Origin of the sequence: Pseudomonas sp. B8(2017) (assembly GCF_002113575.1) — a bacterium.
GTDB classification, from domain to species: Bacteria; Pseudomonadota; Gammaproteobacteria; order Pseudomonadales; family Pseudomonadaceae; genus Aquipseudomonas; species Aquipseudomonas putida_Z.
The window spans coordinates 110,813-123,061 of record NZ_NEIO01000010.1; the positions used below are offsets into that span (position 1 = coordinate 110,813).

The window sequence follows — 12,249 nt, forward strand, 5'->3', positions numbered from 1 at the left end:
GTTCCTTAAAGCGAAGCTACGCGACGCTGCACGAAACGATCGACGTATTCGTCCGCAGGCTGGTAGAGGATTTCTTTCGGTGTGCCGACCTGGACCAGGCGACCGTCCTTGAGAATGGCAATCCGGTTGCCGATACGCACCGCTTCGTCCAGGTCGTGCGTGATGAAGACGATGGTCTTGTGCAGGGTCTTCTGCAGCTCCAGCAACTGGTCCTGCATTTCGGCGCGAATCAGCGGGTCGAGCGCACTGAAGGCTTCGTCCATCAGGATGATGTCGGTGTCGGCAGCCAGGGCGCGGGCCAGGCCGACGCGCTGACGCATGCCGCCTGACAACTGGTGCGGGTACGACTTTTCGTAACCCTTGAGGCCCACGGTGTTGATCCAGTGCAGGGCACGCTCTGTGCACATGGCCTTGCTCTCGCCACGGACTTTCAGGCCGTAGGCGACGTTGTCCAGCACGGTGCGGTGCGGCAACAGGCCGAAGCTCTGGAACACCATGCTGATCTTGTGCCGGCGGAATTCGCGCAGGGCCTCCATGTCGTACTGCAGAATGTCTTCGCCATCGACCAGGATCTGGCCGCTGGTCGGGTCGATCAGCCGGTTGAAGTGGCGCACCAGGGTCGACTTGCCCGAGCCCGACAGCCCCATGATCACGAAGATCTCGCCGCTGCCGATGGACAACGAGAGATCGTTGACCCCGACCACGCAGCCGGTTTCGGCCAGGACCTGATCCTTGGCTTTTTGCTGGCGGATCAGTTTCAGGGCATCTTCGGCGCGAGCACCGAATATCTTGAAGACATTCTTGACTTCGATCTTGTTCATTGTCTGTTTGGCGCTCATTTGCCCACCCCATGCCGTGGTCGGCCATAGGCCTGGGTAATACGGTCGATCACGACCGCCAGAATCACGATGGCCAGGCCCGCTTCAAGGCCGCGGCCCACATTCAGGGTCTGGATGCCGACCAAAACGTCTTCACCCAGGCCACGGGCACCGATCATCGAGGCGATGACCACCATCGACAGGGCCATCATGGTGGTCTGGTTGATACCGGCCATGATGCTCGGCAACGCCAGTGGCAGCTGCACGCCGAACAGTTGTTGCATGCGATTGGCACCGAAAGCGTTGATCGCCTCCATGACCTCGCCATCCACCTGGCGAATGCCCAGGTCGGTCAGGCGAATCAACGGCGGCGCGGCATAGATGACGGTGGCGAAGATCGCCGGCACCTTGCCCAGGCCGAACAGCATCAGCACCGGTATCAGGTACACGAAGCTAGGCATGGTCTGCATGATGTCGAGCAGCGGCATCAACACCGCCCGCAGGCGATCGTTGCGCGCCGACAGCACGCCCAGCGGAATGCCGACCAAGACCGATATCAGCGTTGCGACCAGCATCAGCGCCAGGGTCTGCATCAGCTTGTCCCAGAGGCCGACCGCGCCGACCAGGAACAGCAAGCCGACGATCACGGCAGTGGTCACGACTTTGCGGGTGGCGTGCCAGGCGATACCGGCGACGATGGCCAGCATCAGCCACCAGGGCACTGCGCGCAGCAGGCCTTCGAGGTTGACGATGGCCCACAGCAGGGTGTCGGAGATGTGCCGGAACACGTCACCGTAGTTGGTTACGAGCGCATCGACCCAGCCATTGACCCAGTCGGCAATGGAAAACGTGAAGTTCTTGGGAAACATGGAATTCTCTCGAGCAAGTGCATGAAACGGACTGTCGCGTGCCTTGTCCGGCAGGAGCCGGACGAGCCCACACGCTCAGAGTGCCGCGTCCACCTTTTTGGCTGCGTCTTCGCTGACCCAGCTGTGCCAGACCTCGGGGTGCTCCTTGAGGAACAACTTGGCCAGCTCCGGCGACTCGATGCGATCTTTGCTCATGCGCGCCAGGTTCTGGTTCAGCAGGTCGATCGGCAGATTGACCTTCTCCAGCACCGCCACCAGTTCCGGCGCCTGCTCGTGGAAGGCCTTCGACAGGCCCACTTTGATGGTCAGGGATTTATCCACGCCTGGCTTCTCGTCCAGCTTGACCAGGTCGACCAGGCCCATCAGCGGCGTCGGCGACCAGTAGTAGAACAGGATCGGCTCGCCACGCTTGTAGCTCGACAGCACGGCGGCATCCAGTGCCGGGCCGGTGCCCGGGCGGAAGTTGGTGTAGCTGCTTTCCAGGCCGTAGTGCTTGAGCATCTCGCTGTTGTCCAGCTCGCAGGTCCAGCCGGCCGGGCAATTGTAGAAGCGCCCCTTGTCCGGTTCTTCCGGGTCCTTGAATACCTGGGCGTATTGCCCAAGATCGGCGATGGTCTTGAGGTTCGGTGCCTTGGCTTCGAGTTTGCGCTTGGGGTCGCCTTCGATCACGTAACGCGGCACATACCAGCCTTCGACTGCGCCAACGACCGGCGCGCCGACGCCAACGACCTTGCCGGCGGCCGCAGCCTTGTTCCAGACCTCGCTGCGCCCTACCCACTCTTCGGCAAACACCTGAATGTCGTTGCTGCTCAGGGCGTTTTCCATGGAGATGGAGTTACCTGGCAGGCTGTCGGTTTCACAGCCATAACCATTTTTCAGCACGAACTGCATCACGTCCGTGAGCAGCATCCCGCTTTCCCAGTTCAATCCGGCGAATTTCACCGGTTTGCCAGACTCGCACCAGCCGGCCGCCTGGCTGGCACCAGCGGCCGCCAGCAGCCCGAAAGATAGTGTCGTGGTCAGCAGAGCCTTTGTAATTTTCATTGTGACGCTCCCAAACAAGAACATGGATTGCAGTAGTCGAGGGCATCCGGCCCAAAGAGGGTCGCCAAACTGGCTGATCAGCCTTGCAATCGGCATCGGCGTGGCACCTGTGATCGGTGGCCACTGCACAGAGGAAATATTTCACAACCTCAAAAAAGGATAAAATAATATGTCCTGATGTATCACAACGGAAAAACCTATGAAGTTCACACTGCGACAACTGCGCTACGCGCTCGCAGCGGCCAAGCACGGGAACCTGACGACTGCCGCCATGGAGCTTCATGTTTCGCAGCCCTCCATTTCGGCGGCCATCAGCGAATTGGAAGAGGTGCTGGGCCAATCGATTTTCGTGCGCCAACGTGGCCTCGGCATTTCGCTGACCCCGTTCGGGCGTACCGTCATGGTCCAGGCCCGTCGCGTTCTGAGCGAGGCTCGGACCTTTGCCGAGATCAATGCCAATGCGGGAGAGTGTGTCGGAGAGTTGGTGGTCGGGTGTTTTGAAGACCTGGCGCCCTATTGCCTGCCACAGATCGTGCGCCGGATGCAGGAGTCCTGCCCGAGGGTCACGGTCGATATGCGCGAAGGCAGCTTCGATTATGTTGGCAAGCGGCTGAGTGAGGGCGCGATAGAGCTGGCGATCACCTACGATCTGGGTCTGCCGCCGAACACTCAATGCACCCAGCTGTGCCAGCTGACCGCTCAGGTACTGCTGGCTGCCGATCACCCGTTGGCCAAGGAGTCGCGCGTCAGCCTCAAAGCGCTATCCGAATACACCCTGGTAGTCACCGATCAGGTCCACAGCTGGCAGCATGTGCTGGACCTGTTCAGCTTCTACGATCTTTCGCCCGCCGCTGTGCACCGCGTGCGCACCTTCGAGATGCAGCGTAGCCTGGTCGCCAACGGGTTTGGCGTGGCGCTGATCTACACCCGGCCATTTGGTGACCGCAGCTATGATGGCCAAGCGCTGGTGTGTCGGCCGACCGAGGAGAAATTGCCAACGCACAGCATCGTGCTGGCGCATGATCAGCGCTATCCGCTGACGCCTTCGGCTGAGGCGTTCAAGGACCTGGCGGTGGCATGGTTCGCGGAGCGGCCGTCGTTTGCATCCGAATGAAACTGCCCTCCTCTGCGAGGCGTCATTGCGCTAACGATATCTGGTCTTTCATCATCCCCATCAGTACCTCGTTTTCCAGCGGTTTGCTGAGCAAAAAGCCTTGTACTTCATGGCATTGGTCATCGCTGAGCAAGGCCAGTTGCTCGGCGGTCTCGACACCTTCGGCAGTCACCGTCATGCCCATTGCATTGCCAAGGTTGATGATGGCCTGGACCACGCTACGGTCGCTGCCACTCTTGCCCAGGTGCTGCACGAAGCGCTTGTCGATCTTGATGCTGTCGAACGGGTAGGTACGCAGGTAACCCAACGAGGAGTAACCGGTCCCGAAGTCGTCCATGTTCAGGCGCACGCCCAGCTCCTTCAGTGCAAGCATGGTGTGCAGTGCGCCTTCGACATCGTTGAGCATGACGTTCTCGGTAATTTCCAGCTCCAGGCGATGGGCTGGCAGCCCGGTGGCGCGCAACGCGTTGCCGACGTCGCGGACCACATCGCTGCGGCTGAACTGGGCCGGCGACATGTTGACCGAGACCATCACCGCCTGCGGCCAGCCCCGCGCCTTGGTACAGGCTTCCTGCAGCACCCAGTTGCCAAGCAGCACGATCAGGTCGGACTCTTCGGCAAGCGGGATGAAACGATCCGGGCGGAGCAAGCCCAGGCGCGGGTGTTGCCAGCGCACCAGGGCCTCGGCCGATGCGATCGAGACCCCATCGACCTTGAAGCGCGGCTGAAAATGCAGCACCAGCTCGCCACGCGGTATGCCCTCGCGCAGCTCGCTTTCCAGCACACGCTTTTCCATCAATGCTGCGTTCATCTGTGCCGAAAAGAATCGCCAGGTGTTCTTGCCCGCCTGCTTGGCGCTGTAAAGGGCCACGTCGGCGTGTCGGATCAGGTCGCTCGGCGTACCAGGGTACTCGGCCGACAGCACTACACCCAGGCTTACCCCCACTTGCACGACATGCCCTTCGACCTGAATGGGGCGTTTGATCGCCTCGATCACGCGCATGCAGAATCGGTCCATGTCCTGGTGATCGCCTGGCCGGGTCAGGACGACGATGAACTCATCGCCTCCCAGACGGGCGACCAGATCACTGTCGCGGGTAACTTGACCGAGGCGGCTCGCTACCTCGAGCAGCACCGCGTCGCCGGCCGGATGCCCAAGGCTGTCGTTGATTGGCTTGAAGTTGTCCAGATCGAGCATCAACAGCGCCACCTTGGGTAGCTCAGCGCCAGGGGCTGATTGTTCGAGGAAACGGAACAGCTTGTTGCGATTCGGCAGGCCGGTCAGGGCGTCGTGCAAGGAGAGGTGCTGAATCTGGGCATGGGCGGCGACTTCGTCGGTGATGTCGCTGCAAGTGCCACGAAAGCCGGTACACACGCCCTCGGCCACGATCGCGCGCGAAGCGATCCTGCAGATACGCTGCTGGCCTAGATGGTCCTGGTACTGGCAGCGCAGCGTGCCAGAAGAGCCTGTCGCGGCCAGGCTGTGCAGCGAGGTCCGGAGGTTGCTGGTATCACACGATAGCAACTCAGTAATCGGGCGCTGTCTCCAGGCTTCGACGGGGTGCCCGGTGAGTTCGGTGAACCGGTCCGAAAGGTAGGTCAGGCGAAGGAGCACATCCGTTTCCCAAATCCAGTCCGAGGCAGCTTCGGCCACTGCCTTGAAGCGCTCTTCACTTGATTGCAGGGCAACCCTGGAAGTCACCAGAGCACGGTGGCTGCGATCGATCCTGCTGCTGGCGCGGATCGCATAGCGTGCAAACAATGCCATGCTCAGCGCGATGAATAGAACGGCGATAGCCAAGGGCGCGATTACCGTGTGGATCAGTTCGGTGCCGGGCTGCGGTATATCCCATGTCAAGGTGTGGCCGCTGCCTTCGAGTGGCAGGGCACCGCGCCCTTGGCGCTGATCGGCCGAATCGCCCACGGCCAGGCCGGACAGCCCCGCCGCCTGCCCCAGCGGCAAGAGCACCTGTGGCGATAGAACCCGAATGAACACCAACACCGCAGTTGGTCCCGGCGGGCGGGCCGGCTGGGTCTGCGGGCGGATCAGTGCAGCGACGTACACCGCCGGCTGGCCACGAAAGACCAGATAGCCTGAAGACGCCTGTTCGTGCTGCGCTGCTTGTCGAGCCTCCTGCAGGATCTTGCCGGCACTGACGGTATGCTGCTCAAGGCCCTGCTGGCTGAGCTTACCGTCCAGTATTGCGTACCGCGTACCGTCGTCATCGAGCACATATACGCCTTCGTACCCATCGGAGGTATAGAGCGTGGCGCCGACATTGTCCTCGTCGTATGCCCAATGTGCATCGACCTGCCCGCCCAAGTGATCATAGGCGGCCTGCCAGTTGGCATGGGTCAGCAGGAACGTCTTGTCGTTCTTCTGCAGCTGGGCCATGGCGGATTCAGCATAGAAGCGGCTCTGCTCCACTTCTCGGGCGTCCAGCGCCCCGGCGAGGCGGTAGAGGGAGAACAGCCCCAGCAACAAGGCCAACAGCAGAATCAGGGAAAACGCCACGATCAGTTGCCCGACCACATCACTGCGGGTCGACATTTCATTGTCAGCAAAGACGTCCATTGGTTCACCATCGCGGCCTAGGGTCTCCCGGTTGACCGGGCGGCAAGCTTGGAGGTCGATGGAGCTGACGATCGGTGATTGGCGAAAGGCAACCTAGAGCCTGATACGGGGCTGTGGTCAGTACAGCGCGGGGGCCTGCCAGCGGTGAACGACCGCCAGGTTGGATAACGGTTCTGGTGCGTACCGCGGATAGCGACCCATAGCTGTCGTTTTGCCCAACGGCGATCATTGTGGGAGCGGGTTTACCCGCGAACACCGGCACAGCCGGTGCCATCCACCGCGTCGTCTGCTTCGCGGGCGCGCCCGCTCCCACAGGTACTGCGCGGGCTTCGAGTTGACGCTGAACCTGTGGGAGCGGGCATGCCCGCGAACACCGGCAAAGCCGGTGCCATCCACCGCGTCGTCTGCTTCGCGGGCGCGCCCGCTCAAACAGATACTGCGCGGGCTTCGAGTTGACGCTGAAACTGTGGGAGCGGGCATGCCCGCGAACACCGGCAAAGCCGGTGCCATCCACCGCGTCGTCTGCTTCGCGGGCGCGCCCGCTCCCACAGATACTGCGCGGGCTTCGAGTTGACGCTGAACCTGTGGGAGCGGGCATGCCCGCGAACACCGGCAAAGCCGGTGCCATCCACCGCGTCGTCTGCTCCGCGGGCGCGCCCGCTCCCACAGGTACTGCGCTGGCTTCGAGTTGGCGCTGTACCTGTGGGAGCGGGTTCACCCGCGAAGAGGCCCTCGAGGTCAATCACGGCTGCCGCTTGAGTCCAACAAAGCCCAAACGCTCGTCAGACACCCGGTACCGTCTTCCGCCCAACCAGTTGCTGTCTCTCCACCCCATCCAGCAACGCCTCCACCACCGCCTTGGCCGAATCCAGCCCATGGTCATTGCTCAACAACAGATCACGACAGGTTCCCTTGGCCAGCTCCAGTGCCTTGAGATTGGTCGCAAACGCGCCTTTGAGCAGCGTGGACAGATGCACCAGCGCATCTTCGTAGTCCACCCCAGAACGCACGGCAAACAACGGTGGATGGCTGCATTCGCACGTGGAGAAACTGGAGGACGCCGTGGTGGCGCGTACGGGAGGATCGGGTAAGCCTTTTGTCATTGTGTCGCTCCTTGATTCACTGGAGCCGCCACACAACGTGACCAAACGAATGGGTGGCGACTGTACGCGGGTTGGTCAACCGGGAATCAAGGAAACCGGCGCGCACGGAGGCGCCCCACGCACAGCCGCCATAAAACGAAACAGCGGGCACAAAAAAGCGCCAACTGTATCGCAGAGCGGGCGCTTGTGCGCCTTGATGATTGCGGGTGACCAAACCCGGCCGCTGGACTTACAGCAGCGGGCAAAGACTACCGGTGTCAGGGAAGCGTTTCAAGCGAAGGGAATGTGCAGTAACACTTCCGTTGGCGCCTCTCACTCATCACCTGCTGGCCAATCAGCAGTGATCATCATGTTGTGTCGCCTGCACCGGCCATTTCGCGGGTAAACCCGCTCCCACAGGGACGGCGTCGCGCTTACGAAACCAGTTATCCTTTAGCGTCCGCTTTGGGCCAAAAGCGATCGACCGCGAATAGCGTCTATCGACCCATAGCTGTCATTCTCTGAGGACAACTATTGGCCGATTGCTGCCTCTCACTACAGGCAGCACCCGGCCAAAAGCATCCTCTGATTTCTACACGTCCGAAATACTGCCGTGCTGGCCGTTTTTATCGTCTGCGGATCCATGCCCTTCGCCCATGCATGGGTTTCTTATCTGGACCAGCATACGCGGCGTTGACTGGGTACGCCCTTGTGTAGAAGCGCGCTACCTCCCTCAAATGCCACTCGCTCATTCCCGTTGCTCTACCTAGCGCTCCGAGGCATCATCGATGCGCAGCCAGTCCAGCAATCGAGACATGCTCAAGGGGAGCGCCAGAATGCGCTTGGAAGCAATCAGCGTCGTTAACTTCCGCTGCTACAGGGAAGAAGTACGGGTCGAATTCGATGATTTGACGACATTCGTAGGGCGGAATGACATCGGTAAATCGACCATCTTGGAAGCCTTGGAAATATTTTTCAACGGGGACCTTGTGTTCATGGAACAAGGTGACGCACACGTTCACAACCCCGACAAAACCGTCTCAATCACATGTGAGTTTTCGGAGCTTCCATCCACGTTGACGTTGGACGCAGGCGCTGAGACCTCCTTGGCGAGCGAATACCTGTTGGCTCAAGATGGGCGATTGAAGATCCGAAAAACTTTCGATTGCAAAAGTAAAAAGCCATCCGCAGAAGTTCTGGTGATCGCGAACCATCCCAGCGCAGCTTCGTGCAGCAATTTGCTAGAACTCAAAGAGAAAGAACTTCAGAAAATCGTCAAAGATCAAGGAATCGAAGTCGCTCTGAAGGGAAATCCCGGCATGAGACGCGCCATCTGGAACGCCACCGACGATCTTATGCTCCAAGAAACAGCTATTCCCGTTAGCAAGCCCAAAGAAGACGTGAAGCGAATCTGGGAGCAGATCGAGCCACATCTGCCTATGTTCGCTCTATTCCAAAGTGATAGAAGCAGTCGCGACTCCGACAACGAGGTTCAGAGTCCAATGAAAGCGGCTGTCGCTGCTGCTATTGCCGAGGTCCAGGAAGATATCGCGCGCATACAAGCAAAAGTGCGCGAGAAGGCGGAGGAAATTGCCAAGAATACGCATGCCGCACTGGCCACCATCGATCCGAATCTTGCCAGTGAGCTGACTCCCGAATTTACCCCACCCACCCCCGCAAAATGGCAGAGCTTGTTTTCTCTCGGCTTGAACACCGATGACGGTATTCCCTTGAATAAACGAGGTAGCGGTGTACGGCGCCTAGTGTTGGTGAGCTTTTTCAAAGCTGAGGCAGAGCGTCGTCTCAAGACTAGTACCAAGCGCAGCATCATTTACGCTGTTGAGGAGCCTGAGACAGCGCAACATCCGAACAACCAACGCATCCTTATCGATTCATTCAAAACGCTGTCGGAGGATTCTGGCTGCCAAGTACTTCTAACCACGCACAGTCCCGGATTCGCCTCGGCGCTCCCCCAGGAAAGCATCCGATACGTCTCACGCCATGCTGAGACTAAGAGGCCGTTGATCCAATCAGGTGTCGATGCATTCGGCCAAGTCGCGGAAGCTCTTGGCGTGACCCCTGACAGCCGAGTCCAGGTGTTAATCTGCGTCGAAGGCCCCACCGACGTCTTAGCCTTGAAAGCTTTGTCCAGTGCGCTATATCAAGCCGATGCAACACTGCCAAACCTGATGTCTGATGAACGCGTCGCTTTCGTTGTCCTTGGCGGGGGCACATTGGAGCACTGGGTTAATCAGCATTACCTCCGGGGTCTCAACAAGCGTGAAGTGCATATTTATGACGGGGATGTGCCTGACTATGCCGAATCTGCTAAGAAGGTGAACGAACGGCAAAACGGCTCATGGGCAGTAGTTACCAGTAAACACGAGATTGAAAGCTACCTGCACAAAGACGCTATCTCGCTCGCGTTTGGATTCGAGGTCGAGGTCACCGATCACCCTGTGGAGGGCAAATCCACACCCAAGGTTTTTGGTGAGGCTTTCGTCGCTCATTCGGGTAATGGCAAGCCTCTAAAAGATTCCAATGCAAAAAGGAAGCTTGCTCAACAGGCCTTCCCTCGCATGACTGCGGCGATGCTAGATGAGCGAGATCCAGTCGGAGAAGTTCGGGGCTGGTTTCGACGCTTGGGTGAGATGCTGACATAGCGGCCAGCTCAGTAATGAGGCGGCCTGCGTAATTGCATTGACTTGACAATCCATTTGCATTCGACTTGATCAGTTGCTTGCATCGGATTTGACCAGAGCCCGACTTCGCCTTGAACGGCTGAAATCGACCCAAAGCTGCCCTTCACCACTGACAGCTTACGGCCGAGAGCAGTCGTTCATTGAGCGACAGTATACTGATAGATGTTTCCAGTCTGTCACTTTAACCTCAAATATAGGCTAGGTAGAACTTGACTATTCATACTAGTTTTTGGGTGCGGAATTATAGAGGCTTTAAACAGGACGGAGCTGGCTTTTTGACGATCAAGCCAGTAAATGTGATAGTTGGCAAAAATAATATAGGCAAGTCAAGTCTTATTGCCGCCGTGGATCATATGTTTAGGGAGCGCGGAGTCGAAAATGAAATAGGGAAAAACATCGAATTTGGAGAAATATTAACCGAGACCGAATTACGGCCACATTTTAGTAGCAGTACAACGGGGGGCGACTTACCTAATAACCACTGGCGGGGACATGGCCAGAATTTTATAGGTAAACGTGTTATATGGAAGGAGTCGGGAAGAGATGTAGAAGTCCTCATGATTGAGGGGTACGATGCAAGTTTGTTACCCGGTGAAATTTCGCGGATTAGCCGCGCTGTAGCAACCAGTAAACATAGAAATTATCGACATGTTCCGCTTGATGCGGATAGGGACCTTGTTAAGGAACAATATGCACGTGAGTTTACACTGAAAAGCAATGGCGAGGGAGCCACAAATATTATTCAGAGCTATATAAATAGCTCGCATCTTGATAGAGACTTGATTCAGGTCAGATTACTTACGGCGCTAAATGTAATTTTTACGCCTGATGCTGTATTTTCAGAGATAGTCGTTCAGCATCATTCCGATAGTAATACGTGGGAGATTTATCTTGGCGAGGAAGGGAAGGGTCTTGTTCCGCTTTCAGCATCAGGCAGCGGGCTGAAGACTATTATATTAACATTACTTAATCTCTTGGTGCGCCCGGATTTTGAGAAAAAAGACATCGCAAGTTATATCTTCTCATTTGAAGAGCTGGAAAATAATTTGCATCCTTCGTTGCAAAGGAATTTGTTTTCATTTTTACTGGATTATGCGCAGTCAAAAAATTGTCATATTTTTTTGACAACGCACTCGCAGGTCGCAATTGACCTTTTCCATGGTGAAAATGATGCGCAAATTCTCCATGTGAAAAAGCAGAATGGCGAGGTTCTTGGCCTGATTTTGGATGACCTAAATCGCGGCTATTCCGTTCTAGACGATCTAGGTGCCAAAGCCAGTGACATACTCCAGGCAAATGGCATCATCTGGGTAGAAGGGCCATCAGATAGAATCTATTTGAATAAGTTTATTGAATTGTGGGGTGAGGGGACTTACAAGGAGGGTCATCATTATCAATTTATTTACTATGGCGGTAGCGTGCTAGCTCACATAGACGCTAGTACTCCAGAAGCGGATTTGCAGGAAGCGGTTAGCGCTGTAAAAATAAATAGAAATTTTATATTTGCGTGCGATAGCGATAGAAGTAGTAAAAATGGAAAATTGAAGAACAGAGTAACAGAGCTTCTTTCAAGCGTTGCTAGTGATCGTGGGTATGTATGGGTTACCCGTTGTCGAGAAATTGAAAATTATATTCCAAGGGAATGTTTTGAATCGGTTTATGAAAAGTCTGACTTGCCTGAAATCGGCGAGTATGAGTACATTCAGGACTATCTAAAAAATAACAATCTTTCCCGGGCTGCCGAATTCACTGATAAACATCATAAGGCGGTAAAGTTCAGTGAGGCCTTCTCCAAGGAGAATTTATCATTTAGACCGGAGCTATCTACAGAAATGACGGCAATAATTAATCGCTTAATGATCTGGAATAGTTGAATTAATTCCTGATGCTCGATCATATTGACCGCTATGGAGAATCAGCCCAGTCCCTCTGGGCTTCGTTAGAAAGCGATCATCAGCCAATCGAGCAAGCAGAGAATAGTCACTGAATGCTTTGCCAATGCAGCTAGGAGTTGTAGGGAAAAGGACTTGGGGGCGCCCTGTGTA

General features: G+C 56.8%; 8 protein-coding genes. 3 read left to right on the plus strand and 5 right to left on the minus strand.

Annotated features, from left to right (window positions below; translation table 11 throughout):
• Positions 1-5 precede the first annotated feature (5 nt).
• From CAG22_RS16280 to CAG22_RS16290, 3 genes are all read right to left on the minus strand, one after another.
• The gene (locus tag CAG22_RS16280; protein WP_081742278.1) at positions 6-839 is read right to left on the minus strand and encodes a glycine betaine/L-proline ABC transporter ATP-binding protein; all 834 of its coding nucleotides are present in this window, start codon (positions 837-839) and stop codon (positions 6-8) included.
• On the minus strand, positions 836-1,687 hold the full coding sequence (locus CAG22_RS16285) for a proline/glycine betaine ABC transporter permease (protein WP_015270115.1): 852 nt from the start codon (positions 1,685-1,687) through the stop codon (positions 836-838). Before CAG22_RS16285 ends, CAG22_RS16280 begins: the two co-directional genes overlap by 4 nt.
• A 75-nt stretch (positions 1,688-1,762) precedes the next feature.
• Complete coding sequence (locus CAG22_RS16290; protein ID WP_015270114.1) at positions 1,763-2,731, minus strand: ABC transporter substrate-binding protein; 969 nt, start codon at positions 2,729-2,731, stop codon at positions 1,763-1,765.
• Positions 2,732-2,930: 199 nt separating this feature from the next.
• On the opposite strand from CAG22_RS16290, the gene CAG22_RS16295 reads away from it, so the two are divergent.
• A complete protein-coding gene (locus CAG22_RS16295; protein WP_054572910.1) occupies positions 2,931-3,845 on the plus strand; it encodes a LysR family transcriptional regulator in 915 nt (304 codons plus the stop codon).
• Between the two features lie 22 nt (positions 3,846-3,867).
• Here the strand turns inward: CAG22_RS16295 and CAG22_RS16300 are convergent, their stop codons facing one another.
• Together CAG22_RS16300 and CAG22_RS16315 are read right to left on the minus strand one after the other, a co-directional pair.
• Positions 3,868-6,420 (minus strand): EAL domain-containing protein, encoded by a 2,553-nt coding sequence (locus CAG22_RS16300; protein ID WP_085705795.1) that lies wholly within the window; start codon positions 6,418-6,420, stop codon positions 3,868-3,870.
• Positions 6,421-7,202: 782 nt separating this feature from the next.
• The gene (locus CAG22_RS16315) at positions 7,203-7,439 is read right to left on the minus strand and encodes a hypothetical protein (RefSeq protein ID WP_015270586.1); all 237 of its coding nucleotides are present in this window, start codon (positions 7,437-7,439) and stop codon (positions 7,203-7,205) included.
• 851 nt (positions 7,440-8,290) lie between these two features.
• Here CAG22_RS16315 and CAG22_RS16320 point away from each other — a divergent pair.
• Positions 8,291-10,165 (plus strand): ATP-binding protein, encoded by a 1,875-nt coding sequence (locus tag CAG22_RS16320; RefSeq protein ID WP_256575239.1) that lies wholly within the window; start codon positions 8,291-8,293, stop codon positions 10,163-10,165.
• 272 nt (positions 10,166-10,437) lie between these two features.
• A complete protein-coding gene (locus CAG22_RS16325; protein WP_371916860.1) occupies positions 10,438-12,078 on the plus strand; it encodes an ATP-dependent endonuclease in 1,641 nt (546 codons plus the stop codon).
• The last annotated feature ends 171 nt before the right edge of the window (positions 12,079-12,249 follow it).